At 67.7% G+C, this 19497-nt stretch carries 18 protein-coding genes; 14 read left to right on the forward strand and 4 right to left on the reverse strand.

Annotated elements, in window-relative coordinates; all coding sequences use genetic code 11:
* Positions 1 to 10: 10 nt before the first annotated feature.
* Positions 11 to 1582 (reverse strand): PucR family transcriptional regulator, encoded by a 1572-nt coding sequence (locus tag AWQ71_RS37735; protein ID WP_067143591.1) that lies wholly within the window; start codon positions 1580 to 1582, stop codon positions 11 to 13.
* A 104-nt stretch (positions 1583 to 1686) separates the two neighbouring features.
* Here AWQ71_RS37735 and AWQ71_RS37740 point away from each other — a divergent pair, with 104 nt between their 5' ends.
* From AWQ71_RS37740 to AWQ71_RS37780, 9 genes are all read left to right on the forward strand, one after another.
* Positions 1687 to 3321: an ABC transporter substrate-binding protein gene (locus AWQ71_RS37740; protein WP_084259741.1), complete on the forward strand. Its 1635-nt coding sequence runs from the start codon at positions 1687 to 1689 to the stop codon at positions 3319 to 3321.
* Between the two features lie 44 nt (positions 3322 to 3365).
* Positions 3366 to 4370 carry an ABC transporter permease gene (locus AWQ71_RS37745; protein WP_067143593.1) on the forward strand — a complete coding sequence of 335 codons (1005 nt, stop codon included), beginning with the start codon at positions 3366 to 3368 and terminating at the stop codon, positions 4368 to 4370.
* A 4-nt stretch (positions 4371 to 4374) separates the two neighbouring features.
* Positions 4375 to 5250, forward strand: a complete 876-nt coding sequence (locus tag AWQ71_RS37750; RefSeq protein WP_218002136.1) for an ABC transporter permease — start codon at positions 4375 to 4377, stop codon at positions 5248 to 5250.
* Between the two features lie 76 nt (positions 5251 to 5326).
* Positions 5327 to 6226, forward strand: coding sequence for an ABC transporter ATP-binding protein (locus tag AWQ71_RS37755; protein WP_218002137.1), 900 nt, complete (start codon positions 5327 to 5329; stop codon positions 6224 to 6226).
* Between the two features lie 9 nt (positions 6227 to 6235).
* A complete protein-coding gene (locus AWQ71_RS37760) occupies positions 6236 to 7021 on the forward strand; it encodes an ABC transporter ATP-binding protein (protein ID WP_067143599.1) in 786 nt (261 codons plus the stop codon).
* Between the two features lie 55 nt (positions 7022 to 7076).
* On the forward strand, positions 7077 to 8144 hold the full coding sequence (locus AWQ71_RS37765) for a sugar phosphate isomerase/epimerase family protein (RefSeq protein WP_067143602.1): 1068 nt from the start codon (positions 7077 to 7079) through the stop codon (positions 8142 to 8144).
* Positions 8141 to 8704, forward strand: a complete 564-nt coding sequence (locus tag AWQ71_RS37770; protein ID WP_157570822.1) for a 2-oxo-4-hydroxy-4-carboxy-5-ureidoimidazoline decarboxylase — start codon at positions 8141 to 8143, stop codon at positions 8702 to 8704. Before AWQ71_RS37765 ends, AWQ71_RS37770 begins: the two co-directional genes overlap by 4 nt.
* A gap of 7 nt (positions 8705 to 8711) precedes the next feature.
* Positions 8712 to 10145, forward strand: a complete 1434-nt coding sequence (locus AWQ71_RS37775; RefSeq protein WP_067143608.1) for an aldehyde dehydrogenase family protein — start codon at positions 8712 to 8714, stop codon at positions 10143 to 10145.
* 47 nt (positions 10146 to 10192) lie between these two features.
* Positions 10193 to 11836 (forward strand): thiamine pyrophosphate-binding protein, encoded by a 1644-nt coding sequence (locus AWQ71_RS37780; RefSeq protein ID WP_067143611.1) that lies wholly within the window; start codon positions 10193 to 10195, stop codon positions 11834 to 11836.
* 54 nt (positions 11837 to 11890) lie between these two features.
* On the opposite strand, the gene AWQ71_RS37785 is transcribed toward AWQ71_RS37780, so the two are convergent.
* Positions 11891 to 12091, reverse strand: coding sequence for a hypothetical protein (locus AWQ71_RS37785; protein WP_157570823.1), 201 nt, complete (start codon positions 12089 to 12091; stop codon positions 11891 to 11893).
* Positions 12092 to 12338: 247 nt separating this feature from the next.
* On the opposite strand from AWQ71_RS37785, the gene AWQ71_RS37790 reads away from it, so the two are divergent.
* Entirely contained in the window at positions 12339 to 13307 is a 969-nt protein-coding gene (locus tag AWQ71_RS37790) for a sugar phosphate isomerase/epimerase family protein (protein WP_067143617.1), read from the forward strand.
* 258 nt (positions 13308 to 13565) lie between these two features.
* Positions 13566 to 13853, forward strand: coding sequence for a hypothetical protein (locus AWQ71_RS37795; protein ID WP_067143620.1), 288 nt, complete (start codon positions 13566 to 13568; stop codon positions 13851 to 13853).
* Positions 13854 to 13856: 3 nt separating this feature from the next.
* Here the strand turns inward: AWQ71_RS37795 and AWQ71_RS37800 are convergent, their stop codons facing one another.
* Entirely contained in the window at positions 13857 to 15359 is a 1503-nt protein-coding gene (locus AWQ71_RS37800) for a serine/threonine protein kinase (RefSeq protein WP_067143623.1), read from the reverse strand.
* 800 nt (positions 15360 to 16159) lie between these two features.
* Here AWQ71_RS37800 and AWQ71_RS37805 point away from each other — a divergent pair.
* The 3 genes from AWQ71_RS37805 (at position 16160) to AWQ71_RS43535 (ending at position 17807) form a co-directional block, all read left to right on the forward strand.
* Positions 16160 to 17089, forward strand: coding sequence for a glycosyltransferase (locus tag AWQ71_RS37805; protein WP_218002138.1), 930 nt, complete (start codon positions 16160 to 16162; stop codon positions 17087 to 17089).
* Between the two features lie 65 nt (positions 17090 to 17154).
* A complete protein-coding gene (locus AWQ71_RS43530) occupies positions 17155 to 17406 on the forward strand; it encodes a PIG-L deacetylase family protein (RefSeq protein ID WP_218002139.1) in 252 nt (83 codons plus the stop codon).
* Positions 17403 to 17807 (forward strand): hypothetical protein, encoded by a 405-nt coding sequence (locus AWQ71_RS43535; RefSeq protein ID WP_218002140.1) that lies wholly within the window; start codon positions 17403 to 17405, stop codon positions 17805 to 17807. Before AWQ71_RS43530 ends, AWQ71_RS43535 begins: the two co-directional genes overlap by 4 nt.
* 172 nt (positions 17808 to 17979) lie before the next feature.
* On the opposite strand, the gene AWQ71_RS37815 is transcribed toward AWQ71_RS43535, so the two are convergent.
* On the reverse strand, positions 17980 to 19437 hold the full coding sequence (locus AWQ71_RS37815) for an aminotransferase-like domain-containing protein (protein ID WP_067143626.1): 1458 nt from the start codon (positions 19435 to 19437) through the stop codon (positions 17980 to 17982).
* Positions 19438 to 19497: the final 60 nt, after the last annotated feature.

Raw genomic sequence — 19497 nt, forward strand, 5'->3', positions numbered from 1 at the left:
AGCCCAGCCCCTACGGTTCGAGCTGTCCGATGAGCACCAGGGCGGCGTAGAGGTCGGCCACCACGGACGGTTGCCGCAATGGAGCACCCAGCAGGTCTTCGGCGCGGCTCAGCCGGTACCTGAACGAGTTGGGGTGCAGATGGATCATCCGAGCGGCCGCCACGACATCCAGGTTGCAGCGCAGGAACGCCACCACCGCCTCCAAGACCAACGGCTGCGCCTCAAGCGGTTCCAGGAGCTTGCGCGCCTGATCGAGGCTCTGGTCGGCCTCCTGCGTGGAGAGCATCCAGGCCGTCATCGGCAGCTCGTCCCAGACCGCGACCCCCTTGGCGCCGTCCCGATCCCGAGTCGCCCTCATCACGAACTCCGCGCTGTGCATGGACAGGGCCAAGTCGGACGGTGCGGTGACCGGCCGTCCCACGTAGGCCCGGCCGTGGACGGCACGGAGCAGATCCAGCAACTGGGGGAGTTCGGCCTGGACGAAAAAGGCGTTCGACTGCTGAACCGACCTGAGCAGGAACGGGATGCTCGCATGACGCAGGGCCCTCTGGAACGCATGTGCGGCGTCGGAGTGGTCCGAACGGGCGCCCAGTAGCACCACTCGGCACTCCCACATCCCGGTGAACCCGATCTGCCGAAGCTCGCTGGAGAGATCGCCGAGGTGGCCGGTGCCCTTTAGCAGCCGGTCGAAGAGTTCGGCCCTGAGCACCGCGACGGCGTCCGAGGCGCGAGACCTGGTGTCGTAGACGAACGAGATCAGATTGGCCGCGGCCCACGCCAGTGGGAGCAGGTTCTCGTGCGCGATGTCGTGCCATCGCACCACCAGCCAGCCCACGTGCCGGTTGTCCCGCCGAATCGGCAGGGCGTGCACTGGACTGCCTTCCTCAGCGAACTCCGCCGGCGCGTCCAGTTTGCCGTTCAGCAGCCGGTTGAGGCTGGTCTGGGACAACGCCTTCTCACCCAGCCAGGTCTGCGAACCCAGGGCGTCGAGGAGCCCGACCTGGGCGTTGAGGAGCGATCCGACCCGGCGCAGGATCGCCTGCTCCATCGGCTCGTCCAGCCGGTCGGCCAGTTCCAGCGCGCCGCTACCGGTGAGGTAGGCATGAGTGTCCACGATCTGTTGCAGGAACTGGGGATCGTTGCGCAGCACCGAGCGCCGCACGTAGTCGATCACCAAGTAGACGTGAGTGGCATGCGGAACCGTGAATACCGGGAAGTTGAGCTTCCTGGCCTCGTCGACAAGCGCCGCGGGCACGTTCCGGGTGTTGATCCCGGCGGCGTAGCCCAGAGCGGCCATGCCCGCCCCGGCGAGTTCCTGCACGAGCTCCCGCTGCTTCGCCGCACCCCGGATGCTCAGCCCAGTCGTCAGGACGATCCAGCGGGCCGGGAGCCAGCGGGTAGGGTTCGGGATGTCAATGCTGTGCGCGCCGAGCACCGGCTTGGCGAGGGCCGCCTCGTCGCCGGTATGCAGCACCAGGTTGAATTCCTTGACGGCGAGCAGGTCCGGCAGTGTGAACCCGCTGGTGGCGGAGGACGGGGCAGGGGATTGACCTGTCTCGGACAGCGGATGATGCAGAAGCACTGCGCCCTCCCGGCTGTTGGTTGAAGCGACGAAGCCCAGCAGTGCGGTTCGGATATTCTCCAATGCCGACTGAGACTCGCAGCGCGGACACTATCGGTCTCAAGATGGTCAACACCACACGTCCGGTGCTCAGCGCCGCACCTAAGTCTGGAGGGAAAGCGGTGGCTACCCCCCATATCCTGCCTCGACAGAGAGGTGCTCGACTCATTGCCGCAACCGCCGCCCTCGCGGTTACCGGCTCGCTCGCAGTCGCCTGCTCCAGCGCCACGGCACCCTCTGGGGTGGATGCCGGTGGACGCGTTGTCATAGCGTACAACAACGATGTCAACTCGCTGGATCCGATCAGCGCGGACTTCAGCCAGACCAACTCTGTCGTGCAGTCGCTCTACAGCACGCTGGTGACCTACACGACCGAGAACAAGCTGGTCGGCAGCCTCGCGACCAAGTTCACGATGGGCGACGACGCGCAGACGATCAACATCACCCTGCGGGACGATGTCACCTTCCACGACGGCCGCAAGCTCACCGCTGCGGACGTCAAATCCACCCTGGACCGAGTGGCCAAGATCGGGACCGGCGTGGCTAACTTCACCCGGGACTACAAGGGAACCGACGTGGTCAGCGACACCGAGCTGACGATCAAGCTCGACAAGCCCAACTCACTGTTCCTCGGAGGCCTCGCCAAGGTCTACATCCTCAACTCGGCCCTGGTGGAGAAGAACGCCGGGTCCGACCAGGGACAGAGCTGGCTGTCCAGCCACGACGCAGGCAGTGGCCCGTTCCAGCTGGCTGCTGCGGGGCAGGGCGGCGGCTTCACCGTGACCCGCTTCCCCCAGTACTGGGACTTCGACGACAAACGGCCCAGCGAGATCGTTTATCGGCTGATCAAGGAGGCGGCCACCCAGCGCGACGAGGTGCTGGCCGGCAACGTCGACGTGGCCCCGACGATCGCGTACCCGGATGTGGCCACCCTGGAGAAGAACGGCGACGTCCAGGTCATCAAGCAGCTGATGAGCCTGCAAGCGGTCGTCTACTTCAACACTTCGACCGGCGCGACCGCCGATCCGGCGGTCCGGCGTGCGGTGCAGCTGGCTTTCGACTACAACGGAGCGCTGAGCGCCATCCGGACCGGCATGGGCGAGGTCGCGAACGGTCCACTTCCCTCGACGATGCCCTGCCGTCCCGACCTGCCCACGGCCGAGCGGGACGTCGAGAAGGCCAAGGAACTGCTGCAGAGCGCTGGCAAGAAGGGGCTCCAGCTCACGCTGAGCTACCAGCCCACGGAGCCCAACGCCAGGCAGGAGGCAACCCTGCTCCAGTCGAACCTGGCCGACATCGGTGTGAACTTGAAGCTCGAACCGATCGCGTTCCCGGACTACCTGACGCGCCTGCGCGACCCGGCCAAGATCCCGCAGATGATGCTGCTGACCGAGTTCGCCCAGTTCCCCGACCCCGGCGCGATGCTCGTGCCGTACTACGACTCTCGTTCCGTGGGGAGCAACCGCTCCGGTCTGAACAACCCGAAGCTGGACGCTCTGCTGGACGAGGCTCGTTCGAATGCGGATGCCGATCAAAGGTGTGAGATCTACCGGAAGGCTCAGACGGTCCTCGCCGAGGACGCCTCCGCGCTGACGATGTATACCCTGGTGCGCCCGATGGCTCATACCTCCCGGGTCACCGGTGTCCACCAGACCGCTATGGGCTTCGGCCCGTGGGTACCTGACTTCCGGATCAAGTAGCAAAGAGTATGACGATGACGCGAGCTCGACGGCTGGCAACGAGAATGGCCGGCAAGCTGGGCACGACCCTGCTGACGCTCTGGGGCCTCGTGACAATCGTGTTCTTCATGATCAAGGCCGTCCCCGGCGACGAGGCGCAGATCGTCGCCGGGGAGGGTGCCCCCCCAGAACAGATCGAGGCGGTCCGTGAGCGGCTCGGACTGAACTCCACCCTGGCCGTGCAGTACCTGCGGTACCTGGGCCGGCTGCTGCACCTGGACTTGGGAAGCTCCACGGCGACGCATCGGCCGGTGTTGTCCGACATCAGCAAGGTGTTTCCAGGAACCATTCAGTTGGTGCTGCTCGCCCTACTGATCAGCATCATCGTGGCCTTTACGGCGGCGGCGTTCGCGGCGCTGCGCGCGCAAGGCCCGATGGACGTCGTCAGCCGGGCCCTGGTGCTGCTGGCGAGTGGCCTCCCGGTCTTCTGGGTCGGTCTGATGCTCCAGTACTGGCTCGGTAGCAACCTGCGGATACTGCCGATCTCGGGTGAGCTGACAACGGGCGTGATCGTTCCACTCCGTACCGGGATGACCTTGGTCGACTCGGCGCTGACCGGCAGCCTGCCAGTCTTTATGGATGCCCTGAATCACCTGGTGCTGCCGGCCTGCGTGCTCGCCATCCCGGTGACCGCGCAGCTGTTCCGGGTGCTCCGCGTTGAGATGCTAGGTGTGCTGGCCCGCGAGCATATCGCCGTCGCCCGAGCCAAGGGTCTGAGCGCCCGTGGCGTCACGACCCGGCACGCTCTCCCCAACGCGCTGAGTCCTGCCCTCACCCTGGTCGGTGTTGAGATAGGGCTGCTCATGGCGAGTGCCATCCTGGTCGAGTCCGTGTTCGGCCTGTCCGGGCTCGGCTCCTACCTTCAGCGCGCGGTCGCCCAGCATGACGTCAACGCGGTACTGGGCTCGGTGCTCTTCTTCGGCGCCACTGTGATCGTCGCCAACCTCGTCATCGACGTCATTCAAGTAGCCAGGGATCCCCGGATCCGGGCCGTCCAGTCGAATGGATAGGCAGTTGAGTTCCACGACATTGCGCGGTGCCCGCACACGGGTTCGCCGCCGCGGCAAGCGAACCGCGGGAGGTCAGCGCCTGTTCACCGCGATCGTGATCGGTGCGGTCGGGTTCCTGATCCTGATGGTGATCTTCGGTCCCATCTTCGCCCCAGATGGGGTGAACCGGTCCAACCTGCTGAACGCGATGCAGCCACCCAGCGCCGAGCATTGGCTGGGCACGGACGAGCAGGGGCGCGACGTGCTCTGGCGCCTGATCATAGGCGCCCGGCCGACGCTGCTCTCAGCCGCGCTCGTGGTGGCCTGCTACGGCACCATCGGCACCTTGGTCGCCACCTTCGCGACGCTGGGTGGCCGGTGGGCCGACGAGTTCCTCATGCGGCTCACCGACATGACCCTGTCACTGCCGGGGATGGTGGTCGCGCTGGGCTTCGCGACGGCCCTCGGCCCCAGTCTGCGCAGCGCCATCATCGCCATGGTGCTGGTCGGCTGGCCGATGACCGCGCGTCTGCTGCGCGGCATCATGCGCGAGGCGATGACGCAGCCCTACATTTCCGGCGCTCGGGTACTCGGTGCTTCCCGGTGGCGCGTGACGTTCCGGCATGTCCTGCCCAACTCGATGGACGTCCTGATCGTCAAATGGGCGGCCGACATCGGCTTCACCGTGCTGATCCTGGCTGGACTGTCGTTCATCGGCGTCGGCGCCCAACCGCCGAGTTCAGAGTGGGGTGCCATGGTCGCGGAGGCCCGCAGCTATGTCTCGACCGCCTGGTGGGTCGCCCTGGCTCCTGGCGCGGCGATCGCCTTCTCGGCTACCGCGTTCGGACTCCTCGGCGAGGTACTCCAGGTCCGACTCAATCCGGCGTTGAAGGCGAGGTGACGTGATGATCCGAAGCGACGGCCCCCTGCTGCGGATGCGCGACGTCTGCATCGATGTCCCAGGCAAGGCCGGGTCGGTGCGGCTGGTCGACGGCTTCTCGCTCGACATCGCCCCGGCCGAGCGGGTGGCTCTGGTCGGTGAGTCCGGCTCCGGCAAGTCCATCACCGCACGGGCGATCATGCGGCTCGCCCCTCAGACGGTGACCTCCGGCAGCATCGAGTTCGACGGCCTCGATCTGGGATCTCTCCCCGAGCGGGCGATGACTCGGCTCCGCGGCCGCCGGATCGGCATGGTCTTCCAGGACCCGATGCGCGCGCTGAACCCGTTGATGACCATCGGCGACCAACTGACGGAGTCACTACGGGACGAAGGTGTAGGCAAGTCCGAGGCCGTCCGGCGTGCGGTCGCGATACTCGAGGAGATCGGTGTCCCCAACGCGGCCCAGCGCCTGCGTGCCTATCCCCACGAGTTCTCCGGCGGGATGCGCCAACGGGTCGCCATCGCCATCGCCTTGATCGGCGAGCCCGACCTGTTGATCGCCGACGAGCCGACCACGGCGCTGGACGTACGGGTCCAGCGGCAGGTGCTGCAGTTGCTGGACCGGATCGCGCGCGACCGTAGTCTCGCGGTGCTCCTGATAACCCACGATCTTGGGCTTGTCGCGAACTTCGTGGATCGGGTCGCGGTGATGTACGCCGGGCGCAAGGTCGAGGACCGTCGATGCTGGGAGCTGTTCGAGCAGCCCGCCCATCCCTACACGCAGGCCCTTCTCGCCACGGTGCTCCGACTGGATCGCCCGGTCACCCGTCCCAAGACGATTCCCGGAGCTCCGCCCCACCCGGCCGGCCGGCCGAACGGTTGTGCCTTCCACCCGCGATGTGAGCTTGCCGCGCCGGAATGCTCGCGTCAGGTGCCCAGTCTGCGCCGGCTCGCGAAAGGCGGAGAGGTCGCCTGCGATGTGGTCGGCCGGATCTGAGGAAACGCTATGTCCCTGCTTGAAGTGCGCAATGTCAACAAGTCCTATGGCGGTCGTGGCCGTTCCTCCGGTATCCCGGTGCTTCGGGACGTCTCGTTCGCCCTGGAGGCAGGTGAGTCGCTCGGCCTGGTCGGTGAGTCCGGCTCAGGCAAGACAACCCTGATCAAGATCGTGGTCGGTCTGGAGCGGCCAGACAGCGGTGACGTCCTCTACGAGGGAGTCGAGCGTTCGTCAGCCAGTCGTAGCACCCGCCGCGGGTTCAGCAAAGACGTCCAGCTGGTGTTCCAGGACCCGGTGTCCAGCCTCAACCCGCGGATGACGGTGCGCCAACTGGTCGAAGAGGGCTTGGTGATCCACGGACTGGCCGGCGATCGGTCCGGCCGCACCGAACGCGTGGCCGAGGTGCTCAGCCTGGTCGGTCTCGACCCCGATCAGATGGAGCGCCTGCCCTCTTCCTTCTCCGGCGGCCAGTGCCAGCGGATCGCCATCGCCCGGGCTTTGGCGGTGTCCCCCCGAGTGCTCGTCTGCGACGAAGCGGTCTCAGCGCTAGACGTGTCGATCCAGGCGCAGATCCTCAACCTGCTCGCGGACATGCGGGAGCAGTTGGGCATCTCCCTGTTCTTCGTGGCTCATGACCTGGCCGTGGTGCGGTACCTCTGCCCACGGGTGATGGTGATGTCTCGAGGAACCATCGTCGAAGAGGGACCGCGCGAGCAGATCTTCGGAGATCCCCAGCACGAGTACACCCGGGCATTGCTGGAGGCCGTCCCAGTGCCCACGCCAGTCCGACGCTGACCCGGTGTCAGCTTGTCCGACATGTCCTGTTCCACGAGAGAGTGCAGTTGATTCGATGAAGATCGGTGTAGATGGACGCAAGCTTCCCGGAAGCCAGTCGCTCGGCCCCATCGGCAGCCTCGAGAAGGCGGCGGAGCTGGGGATGGAGGGTGCGTTCTTCCGGACCGTCCTGGACATGAGTCCGAGCCTGAACCCGCACGATCTCGCCGGAATCCGCCGCCGCGCCGACGAACTGGGCCTGTACCTGGAAACCGGCCTCGGCAAGGTGAACCCCTACGCCTCGCCGGAAACCCCCGAGCTCCGGTCGGTCGGCGACGGAGACGTGCTTCTGGGTTTTCGCAGGATGATGGAGGCCTGCGCCGCGATCGACTGTCGCGAGCTCTGGATCGGCACCGCAAGCTTCAAGCTGGACTACCGCGGCCGCTGGACCTACGACCGTTTCCGCACCGATGTGGACTGGGCCGATCAGCTGGAGGCCACTACTCGTTTCCTCCACCGGCTCGCACCGATCGCCCGAGATCTCGGAATCCACATGAACGTGGAGACCCATGAGGACATCACCTCGTTCGAGGCGATCCGGATGGTGGAGGCGGTCGGGCCTGACGTGATGGGCATCGTCTTCGACACCGCGAACGTGCTGCAGCGGATCGAACATCCGATCATGGCCGCGGAGCGGGTGGCGCCGTACGTCCGGCAGACGCACATCAAGGATGCCGGCCTCACCCATGTGGACGGCGAACTCACCTACCAGATGCGGCCGTGCGGCGAGGGCGTCATCGACTTCACCCGGCTGCTGCGGGTGATCAGGGACGCCAACCCCACGGTGAACCTCACCATCGAGAACGAACAGGCCGCCGCCGACCGTCCTGCGCCCCGTATCCAGATGGTCGTCGACTTGTACGGTGACGGGTTCCTGGAGGCTCACCCCGACCTGACCGTCGAAGAGCTCACGGCGTACATGCGGATGGTCATGGAGTACGAGCGCCGCTGCCGGAACGAGGGAATCCCGGGGTGGCGCCAGTACTTCGAGCAGGACTTCGACGAGGCGGCGGCCCTGCACTACATCAGCGCGAGCGCGACCCATCTGCGGGCGGCCCTCGCCGAGATCGAGGAGCAGAAGTGACCAGCACAGGCGCAGGAACACCGGCCCCAGGGATGACCCGGTTCAACGCGATGCCGACCCACCGTCTGGCCGACCTGCTCTACCGATCCTGCCACCTGCCAGTGGCCTCCTGGGCGGACGCGGTGTCCGGGGCACGCCCGTTCCCGGACCGTGAGTCGCTGGTGGCCTACGCCCAGGAGCGGGTGCGGGCGCTGACCAGCGATGAGGTGCGCGCCGCCCACGAAGGTCTCTCCCGGATCGGCAGCGGGGTGCGCGGCGATGATCGGGAGGCCCGCTGGTCACGGGCGGAGGTCGCCCAGGTTCGCCGCGACCAGGAGACGCTCGCTCGGCTGGCGGAGGGAAACGAGGCATACGAGGCACGCTTCGGCCACGTGCTCCTGATCAGCGCCACCGGTCTCACCGCCGAACAGATCCTGGAGTCGATGCAGACCCGGCTACACCACGACCGGGCCACAGAAGACCAAGTGATCAAAGGCGAACTGAGCAAGCTGCTCGCGGTCCGGATCCCCAAGCTGCTCGACGAGCTTGCCGATCTCGATGGCGGGGAGACAGAGGAGTGAACCACCGATGAACCCGTTGCCGGGCACCTATGTGGGTGGGCGATGGCTGGAGAGCGACGAGACCGGCTCGCGGATCACCGTGATCGACCCGAGCACCGAGCAGGTGGTGCGGGAGGTTTGGGCGAGCACGCCGGACCAGGTCGACCTGGCGGTGGAGCAGGCGCACAAAGCGTTGCCGGCGATGAATCGCCTGACCGTCGAGGAGCGGCTCACGCTGCTCGACCGGCTGGCCTCCGGGATTGAGGAGCGCCGGCGGGAACTCGCGATCGCGATCTCCGATTCGATGGGCATGCCCCGCGGTCGCTCCGAAGCCGTCCAGGTGGACATCGCTCGCGGCATCGTGGTGGCGACCCGGGACGCGCTGGCGGGGCTCGCGTTCACGAGCCAGGACGGGGACTCGATCCTGCGGCATGAGCCGATCGGGGTGGTGGCCGCCATCACGCCATGGAACTTCCCGCTGAGCCAGGCCATGAACAAGGTCGCCCCCGCGCTCGCAGCGGGCTGTGCCGTCGTACTCAAAGCGAGTGAGGTCACCCCCCTCGACGCCCTTATCCTGGCCGAGATCATCGACGGGATCGGACTTCCCGCGGGCGCCTTCAACCTGGTCACAGGGGCCGCCGACGTCGGCGAGCGCCTGGTCGGACACCACCTGGTCGACATGGTCTCGCTGACCGGGTCGACCCGGGCCGGCAAGCGCGTGGCCGCGCTGGCCGCCGGCTCGGTGAAGCGGGTCTCGCTGGAGCTCGGCGGCAAGTCGCCGATGCTGGTGCTCCCCGAGGCGGACGTGACGGCGGCCGCGTCCGCCGCGGTCGCCTCGGTGATGGGCAACTCCGGGCAGACCTGCACCGCCCTGACCCGGCTGCTGGTTTTCGAGCCGATGCTGGAGGAAGCCAAACGCGCAGTGGCGAGCGCGATGGCCGGATACAAGGTCGGGCCCGCGCAAGACCCCACGGCGGATCTGGGGCCGGTCGCCAACGCCGGTCAGCGGCGGACGGTGGAGGAGTTCCTGGCCTGCGCCGCGGACGGCGAGACGACGACGGTGTTCCAGTATCCCCGCGAGTCACTTCCCGGCCAGGGGTACTTCGTGCCACCCAGCGCCTTCCACATTGAGGACCAGACGCACCGGCTGGTCCAGGAGGAGATCTTCGGCCCGGTACTGGTGATCAGCTCCTACCGGACGCTTGAGGAAGCGGTCGAGATGGCCAACGGGACGGTCTACGGGCTCGCGGCCGGAATCTGGGGCGACGACCCCGAAGCGGTCCTTGACGCCGCCCGGCGCGTACGGGCCGGTGTGGTGCACATCAACGGCGCCCCATGGAACTCGCAGGCCCCCTTCGGGGGATGGAAGCAGTCCGGGTACGGCCGCGAAGGCGGCGTCCACGGGATTCTCGAGTTCACCGAGTTCAAGGCGATCGAGTACCGCGGGCCGGCCGCGGGATGACGAGCAAGCACAGACAGAACGCGAAGACCGAGCGGAGCGATAGAACGATGACCCCACGCAACGGCGCAGACGCGATCTACGACGCCCTGCGGGCGCTGGACGTCGACCGGGTGTTCGTGGTCGCCAGCGTGCACAACCTGCCGATCCTGGAGGCCATCCGACGCCATGGCGGGATCGACGTGGTCAACATGCGGCACGAGCAGTCGGTGGTCCACGCTGCGGACGGATACGCCCGGGCCTCCGGCAGACTCGGCGTGGGTATCACCTCGACCGGCCCGGGAGCGGCGAACTCGGTGGGCGGGCTGTTCGAGGCGTACTCCGCGTCCTCCCCCGTGCTCATACTCACCGGCCAGGTGGAGACCCGCTTCTACGGTCAGGGGCGGGGATACCTGCATGAGGCCGAGCGGCAGCTCCCGATGCTGCGTAGCGTGACCAAAGAGGCGTGGTCGGTGAGCCGGGTCGCCACTCTGGGCGCCACGGTGGTCAATGCCGGGGTCGAAGCCCTCAGCGGCCGGCCGGGCCCCACCGCCGTCGAGATCCCGATCAACCTCCAGTACGCTCCCACCGAGGAGATCGTGGCGCCCCCGGTGCCCGTGCCCCCGCTTTCTCCACCGGAGGACCGGATCGCGCGCGCGGCCGAGCTTCTGGCGTCCGCCCGGCGGCCCGTGATCTGGGCCGGTGGCGGGGTGGTCCGCGGCGAGGCATGGGCGCAACTGCGTGCCCTCGCCGAGGCGCTCGACATCCCGGTCGTGACCACGCGCCAGGGGCGTGGCGCCCTCCCCGAGAACCACCCGCTGTCGCTCGGGGTGTTCATGGGCCAGGCGCCGCTGCGCGAGGGCCTGGAGCGGTCCGACCTCGTGCTCGCGGTCGGGACGCGGTTCCGGATGACCGACACGTGCTCCTGGCAGCTCGCGTTGCCGCCGACCCTGATCCAGATCGATGTGGAGCCCACCGCCTTCGGACGCAGCTACCCGGTGTCGGTCGCCCTCGCCGGCGACGCCGCGACCACCCTGCGTGCCCTGCGCGATCGGGTGACCGGCACCCAGGCGGAGACGGGGTGGAACACCCGCCTGACGGCCGCCGCCGAGGCCGGACGTACGCAGTCCCGGGAGGTGATCGGACCCGACCACCAAGCCCTGGTGCGGATCATCCGCGAGCTACTTCCCGAGAGCGGCGCGGTGGTGTGCGACGTCACCGTTCCCGCGTACAACTGGGGTGACCGACTGCTCCCCGCGCTGGAGCCGCGCACGACCATGCACCCGGTCTCGACCGCCATCGGCCCCGGCCTGCCGCTGTCCATCGGCGCCACCCTGGCCAGAGCGGAACGGTCGGTGGTGATCCACGGTGATGGCGGGATCATGCTCACCATCGGCGAACTCGTGGTCGCGGCACAGCGCGGAATCCCCCTGACCGTCCTGGTCTTCAACGACCGTGGGTACGGAGTGCTCAGAAGGATCCAGACCTCGACCTTCCCCGAAGCGCCGTTCGACGACCTCGACCTGCACACTCCCGACTTCGTCGGACTCGCCCAGTCGGTCGGCGTGCAGGCCGGCCGGGTGAGCAGCGTGGCTGAGTTCGAAGCGGCGTTCGCGAAGTCGGTCGCCTCCGACGGGCCCTACCTGATCGACGTGGACCTGGAGGCGTTGGCGCCGATCCGAGGCGAGACCAAACCGGAGCAGATGATCGGCTAGGCACGCGGATGTCCCGGCGGGTTCAGGCGGTGTGATGCCGAGTCGTGTGCGTCCTCACATGAGGACGCCGTTCTCGGCGACGACCCTGCCGTGGTGGACGACAATGCGGTCGTACGGCCTGTCCATCACGGCACTGGTCACGGTTTCTCCCGAAAGGATGACGAGGTCGGCGGGGTCGCCGGGAACCCAGTCCCTTTCACGGATCTTGGTGCGGATCTCGTCGATCGCCGCCTGCATAGCGGAGACGCGGTTCACGTTGGCACATACTTCCCCGTCCTCCCTGTGGTCGTGGGCGCCCTCGCCGGCCGGGCAGTGCTGGAAGCGGCGTGATGGGCGGTTTCAATCCTTTTAGGTAAGTCCATCGACCCCCTATCCAGAAGCATCAGACGTCTGGTAACCAAGTCATATGAAGATTCCCCCGCGTATCGCCTCCCTTCGAGAGGAGCCCGCTGCGATCCCCGGCCGAGCCGCACGCCGGAGCATCGCCAAGAGCCTCGGCGTGATGTGTGGACCGACGCAGGGAATCGAGGAAGGCGACTGGCCTGCGGCCCTGGACCTGGTCCGCGAGCTGGGCCTCGACGGCGTGATGTTCCCCACCCCGCGCGCGGTCAGCCCGTCGCTGGACCGGGCCGAGTTGCGCGACGCCCGCCAGGCCGCCGACCACCAGGGCCTCTTCGTCGAGGTCGGAGTCGGATGCCTGGGCCCGCACGGTGATCTCGCCGATCGCCTCGCCGAGCTCACCCGGATGGTCGACGCGGCCGTCGCCTTGGGCTGCGACCAGTTCTACGCCTACACCATGACGAATCGGCGGAGCACGTCCCCCTCCCATCGCGAGCAACTCGGGGAGATCGGGAAAACGTTGGCCGCCCTTCGCCCGGTGCTCATGGAACACGGTCTCCGGCTCAACGTGAAGACGCACGAGGACCTCGCTTCGACCGAGGTGCTCCAGCTTGTCGAGACCGCTGGGCCCGATGTCTTCGGGGTGAGCCTCGACGTCGCGAACCTTGTCGTACGCGCCGAGGACCCGGGCGATGTGACACGACGCCTCGCGCCGCACGTCCATCAGAGCCATCTGGAGGACGTCGCGCTGTTCTTCGCCGGCGCGGGTCTTCGCCGCAAACTACGGCCCTGCGGTGACGGTGTGCTCGACTGGACCGCGATCCTTCGCAGCCTCGTCCACGACTCGCCCGTGACGCACCTTGTCTTCGAGCAGCACCGCGGACAGTTCGACACCGAGATTTTCCTGGACGACTGGTTCGACTCGGAGCCACACGTGTGCCCCCGAGAGCTGGCACGCCTGGTCCGGGCCGCGGTGCGGTGTGAACGCTCGGCGGCCGAGGGGCGAGGCCCGAGGCTTGAGGACCTCTCGTCCCAGGCCGACGCCGACGGACGCCGCGCCGAGCTCCTGCGCAGCATCGGACACGTGCGTTCCGTCCTGGCTTCGTGCTCTGAAGGGGATCCGGCCCGATGAGGCATCACGAACTCGCCCATGCGAAAAGGCACAGAGCCCGATCCGGATACTGGTTCTCAACTTCAACGTGACCGAATCGATCACCGCGGTCATCGCGGAATCGGCCGGTGGTGGTGCGGATCTTGCCGGGGCGCTTCAGTATGCGGCTCGTCCACACGCGGTCTGATCCCAAATCAGCGTAGTCCCGATGGTGTCACGCCGAATCTGGACACCGCCCGGGCGGTCAACGGCCCGACGGACGCCGTATGGGCCGCGCTGATGGCCAACCCCGGCATGTCCGCCGTGAAGATCGGGGCGGTTGCCGTCACCAGCCTCGAACCCGGACGCATCACCCCTGCCCGGACCGGCGACCTCATGCGCGGGCACTGGCAGGTCGAAGCTCTGCACCACGTCCGCGACGTCATCTACGCCGAAGACGCCTCACACGTGAGCACCGGAACCACACCCCGCGCCATGGCCGCCTTCCGCAACCCGGCGATCGGCCTGATCAGCGCCATCGGCTGGACCAACGTCGTCGAGACCATCCAGCACTACCGCCGCCCATGACCTTCAGTGGTTCGGGCTCACGATGTGAACAGGCTTCGGCCCTGAGGCGCTGCCCGACGCCCGCGTCACGAGGTATCCCTGTGTGCGCCGGAGCGCATCGACCATCAGGCCGTTTGCCAGGAGTAGCACCCATCCCCCAGCCAGGTACATGGCGCGAACCGTATATTCCGGGCCATCCGTGAACTCCAGACCGAATGTCATAGCGAGCACAGCAGCGCTGATGGCCGTGACGGGGACGATCCAGATGCCACAGATCACGCCCGCCGCCAGGCCGCACATCTTGAGGTCATGGTCCTTGGCAAGCCTCAGCAAGAAGAGGACTGCTAGGACAAGCGCGGCTGCTGTACCAATGATCCCGACCGGTATTAACTGCCAGGCTGTTTCCACTCCAGGAATGCCGGTGGGAATTGGTTCCCATGGGTGGTGCCAGTTGAAGGCCTCGGTCACACGCACCACTTGGGTGCCGGAGGAATTCTCCTTCCAGGTCTCCGACATGATCGGCAGGGAGCTCGCCCAAACGAGCGCTCCCGCTGCCAGGACGATCTCTGTCACATGTGTGGCGATCACGCCGCGCACCGTGGCGGGCCCGGTCGTCTTCGGTGTTTTGCCGCCTTCGTTGTCTGCTGTGACACCGGAGGAATCGGGTTGATCCCCGGAGACGGTGCCGACCGCTTCCGTGTCAGGGGCGGTGAGGGCTCGCAAAGCGGTGGTGCGCTCCTGGATTGCCGCCCGGGCACCGGTGATGCCCATCCAGGCGCCCGGGCCGAGCGCGTCACCCAACTCCTCCTCGCACCACCTCCGCACACGTAACGGTGTCGCGCGCTGATCAGGGTCCTTGTGCAGGCAGGCGGTGACCAGCTGGCGTAACGGCGGGGCGAGGACGGAGACGTCCGGGGTGTCAGCGACGACGCGGTGGGCAACGGCCCACTCGTTCTCCGCCGCGAACGCCTCGCGGCCGGTGGCGAGGAAGTACAGGGTGGAGCCGAGGGCGAAGACGTCGGAGGCCGCGCCCACGGCGCGGCCCACGGCCTGCTCGGGCGACATGTACAGCGGGGTGCCGATCCGGGTGGAGTGGCTGTTGTAGGTCACTGACTGCGTCAGGGATTTGACGATGCCGAAGTCGATGACCTTCGGACCGCTCTCGTCCAGGATGATGTTCCCGGGCTTGAGGTCCCGGTGCACCACCTTCGCGGCGTGGATGTCGGCGAGGGCGTGGGCGACGCCCCAGGCCAGCAGTATTACCTGACCGCTCGGCAGCGGCCCGTGCTCAACCACCAGGTCCCGCAGGGACGGCCCGGCCACGTACGTCGTGGCCAGCCACGGCCGCTCGGCTTGGGGGTCAGCGTGCAGCAGCGGGGCGAGGTGGGCGCCGCGCACCTTCTGCGCGGCGCCCACCTCGCGCGCGAACCGTTGCCCGAACTCCGTGTCCCTGGCGAACTCGTCACGGATCACCTTCACAGCCGCCGGCTGTCCGCCGGGGGAAAGGGCTAGGAACACCTGCCCCATACCGCCCGCGCCACCAGCCGGAAGTCCCCGAGACTGTCCGGATCGTGCGACTGCAGTGCAGGAAACCGAAATGCCGCCCTCGACATGAAGCGCTCCCCTCGTCTTCCCGCCCCGGGATACCTCACGACTCGACCGTGCGTCGCGTTCGCCCCCACCGAGGGTAGGACGGCAACCTGACGCTTCGCCATATCAGCCGGAGATCCGACCGCCTCGGCCTCGATACCGTCCAGAACACGGCCGGGAAGGCGCTCACCACGCCTCACGGGCGCTCGCCAGCAGTGCGGCGAAGTGGCCGTCACAGCGCAGGCCCGCGAGCAGACGGGCCATGGGCTCTGTCGAACGACGGCATCCCGCAGCTCCCACTGGCGGGCCACCACCGCGGCTACTTCGGTCACGGAGCCGTCCTGATCGTCGATGCGATCGGCGAGGCCGAGGAACCCGAGCAACTGGCCCACATTCTGTTGTAGTTGAGCCGTGAGCGGCGCGCGGGCAAACAGTGGGATTTCAGGATGAAACGAGCCCAGTGAGCACCAAAACCAGACCCTCACTGCGGAACAACACCCGCTCGATGGGCATCAGGGCGCCGAGCACGTCTTTCCGAGGGCCGCTCCACGCGGGCGGCACCCTTTCCTCGTCTTCGAATTCCATATGTTGGGGCGGCGGGACGTCGGCTGGAACGCAGCACCGCCGCCCTGATCTAGGGTCTTCGCCAGCTCGGCCACCGCGTCACCGTGCTCACCACCGCCGAACGGGCGACCGGGGGGGGGACTGGTCGGACTGGCGTCCTCCACGTCCCGAACGTGGCGGTCGAGGAGGACCTCATGGAGGCCCTGGCCAACCCCGGGCCGGTGTGCCGCGAAGTCCGCAACCTGCTCACCGAACACGAGGCCGACGTGGTGTGCTGGGCCGACACCTCGTGGGGGCTCGGCTATCTCTCTCCCGCCCCGGCAGGCGTACGGACCGTGCTGAAACTGGCCGTGCTGCGCACCGACCTCCTGTTCTCCCGGGCGCTCGCCCACCGGCCGGACGTGGTGATGACCAACAGCGACTTCCTCATCAGCCAGGCCAGCGACGCCGGATTCGACACCCGCTCCTGGGCGGCGGTCCCCAACGCGCTCCTCACCGCCGTGGTGCCGCCCAGCCCCGCCCGACGCGAAAAGCTGTGCCAGCGCGGGCCGATCCGGATCGTCGCCCGCGCCGAACCCCACAAAGGCATCGCCGAACTCATCGAGGCGATCCCCGACCGCCTCGGGCGGCCTGTGGAGATCGTGCTGGCCGCCGCCGGATTCGAGTACTGGCCCGGCATGCAGGAAGAGGTCATCACCGCCTGCCGTCGCGCGGCGGCGCTGGCCTCCCCCGGCGAGGTGCGGCTGCTACCCGCGCTGCCCTGGCAGCAGGTTCCGGCGTTCTTCGCCGGCGCCGCCGCGACAATCATCTCGACAACGAGCCCGGAAACGTGGTGCAACGCCGCCGCCGAAACCGTATCGGCTGGAACGCCGGTGGTCGGCTACGACTTTGGGCACGTGCCCGTTCTCGCCCGGTCGGCAGGCCGCATGGTCGCCCCCGGCCTGCCCGCCAGTCAGTTGTGGAAGGCGACGCTCAACCTGCTCTTTGACGCCGACGCCTACCACGCCGCTTCCGTCCAGGCGGACGCCCAGGTGGCCAGGCACACGCCGGCCTCGTCCGCACGGGCGTTCCTCGCCGCAGTCACCCCACCCGCCTCCGCATAGATCCACGGCCCCTCCCCGGACAGGGCCCGTAGTGTTCGGCCTCCTCCCCGGCGACGTCGCCCTGGTTGTCGCCCCCCCACCTCGACGATGAAACCCTCGGCGCCGGTGGCACCATCCACCGGCTCGCCAACTGCGGCGTCACCGTCCACGTCCTGGCGGTCTGCTGCCGCACCGGCCCCATGTGGGCTGGCTACAGCGACCCCGACCTGCACGGCAAGGAGTTCAACGCCGCCTGCGACGCCCTCGGCGTGGCCGGGCGGCTGCTCGCCTGGGCCGACGATCGACCACGCCCACTCCCCCGCCGCGCATCAGCGTGAGCTCGTCACTGATCGCGTCCGGGACAGAGCTGTCGCTGGCGGCGGCACGGCCCGCGCTGCTGCTGATCCCCGCAGCGGGCGGCTTCCACCAGGACCACCAGGCGGTGCATGCCGCGTGCTTCGCCGCCGCCCGCGCAGGCGGGGAAGCCAAGCCGACACCGCGGTTTGTCCTGGGCTACATGGGCCCTGAGGAGGTCGTCTGGAACGCGGCGGCGGCCGCTCCGACGGTGTATGTCGACACCACAGCGCACTGCCCGGCCAAGGAGGCGGCGCTGGCCGCCCACGCCTCCCAGCTGCGCGAGGGCACGCACCCGCGGAGCATCCCGGCCATCCACGCGATCGACTCCGCCACCGGTGCCGCACTCGCTGAGCGGTTCATCCCCTACCGGCTGGCGTACTGATGTCCCCCCTCGCGCTCCGCCACGAAGTGCTGGTCGCCCACCAGCCCGCCTACCTGCCGTGGTGCGGCTAGTCTCCGGAATTCTTAACCTCCTGCACTCGAGCGTCGGCCTCGTACGGTTCATGTGAGCGAAGCGTCAGATCGTCGGCCGCGATTCTCCACGAGCGATTCACTCACCACCGCCTGTAGGATCCCCACGCCGTCGCCAGTCGCTCGATCCCTGTTCGCAACTTCGCTGGTTCCGTCGCGAACGACACACGGATGTGATCACGGAACGCGTCTTCGCCGACGTCGAACATCGGACCGGCGATCACAGTCACACCGTGGCGTAACGCCATCTGCGCGAAGTCCACGGCATCGGCTCCGGGGAGGCGAACCCACAGTGCCAGGCCGCCGGAACAGGGACTCGGCTGCCACTCTGGGATCAGGCTTGTGATGAGCTCGACGGCCAGGTCACGCAACGCGGATAACTGAGCGTGACGCCGTACCCGGGCCTCATGATGCCGGGCCAGCAGCTCGAGCGAGAGAAACTGACCGATCACCGAAGTTCCAAGGTCGTTCGCCGACTTGAGCCTGCTGAGGTTTCGCATCGCTGATACCTCACCGCGCACCCAGCCGACGCGCAGCCCGCCCCAGAACAGCTTGCTCAATGAGCCGATCACGATCACCTCATGCTCGGAACACTGCCCCGCAAGGTATCCCTCTTCCACCGATCCAAAGGCCAGATCCTGCTGCGCAGCATCCTCTACGATCAACAGCCCGCATTTGCGAGCCGCTCGGACGATCTCTTGACGCCGAGCCGCGGAGAGTGTATGTCCTGTGGGGTTACTACACGTCGGGGCGAGAAACAGCAGCTTGGCGCGGTGCCTTTCGGCCAGCGCGGAGAGAGCGTCGGCGCATGGTCCCGAGCCGTCGGGCGGGATCCCTATGACCCGTGCCCCCACGGCGCGGAAGACTTCCAGCGCCCCGGCGTACACGGGCTGCTCGACCAGTACCACGTCGCCGGACTGGAGCCACGCCGCCGCCACAAGATGGATGGCCTGCTGTGCCCCGCCGGTGACGAGGATCTGCTCGGGCTCGGTGGCGAGACCCCGAGCGGTGAGATGGCCGGCGAGAGCGATCCGCAGGTCCGGCAGTCCCGCGGGGAAGTATCCGTGCGCCGCCTCACAACGAACAGCGGCTTCTAGAACCCGCGGTAACCGGCCTTCCCACAGCGACGTGTCGATCCCCACGCCAGCGGCAGCGAGGTTGATGACCGCCTCGCCGGTGCCTTCCGGATGCTGGAACACGGGCATCATGCCGAGGACACCCAACCAGGTCTGGCCGGTCGCCGCTCTCGTGTCACACACCCAGGTGGCACTCCCCTGCCGGGTCTGCAGCAATCCTTCTCTGCGGAGGGTTTCGAAGGCGGCAACGATGGTGCTACGGCTCACCGCCAGGGTACGAGCCAGGTCACGCTGCGGCGGCAGGATGCAGTTCGCCCGAAGGTCGCCACATTCGATCGCCGAGCGGATGGCGTCGGCCAACGCCGCGTGTAGCTCCTTCGAACTTGTGTGCCATTTTCCGATCCGGGCAACGAATTCGCCCGTACCGAGCCTTCTTGGCCCACGTTCGCCGTCGGAAACAGCCACGGCTCACTCCTCGATCCTCTGCTCGGCCATCGCCCGGGCACCAAGCAGACCCATATCTAC

Origin of the sequence: Microtetraspora malaysiensis, assembly GCF_001528665.1 — a bacterium.
GTDB lineage: Bacteria > Actinomycetota > Actinomycetes > Streptosporangiales > Streptosporangiaceae > Microtetraspora_A > Microtetraspora_A malaysiensis.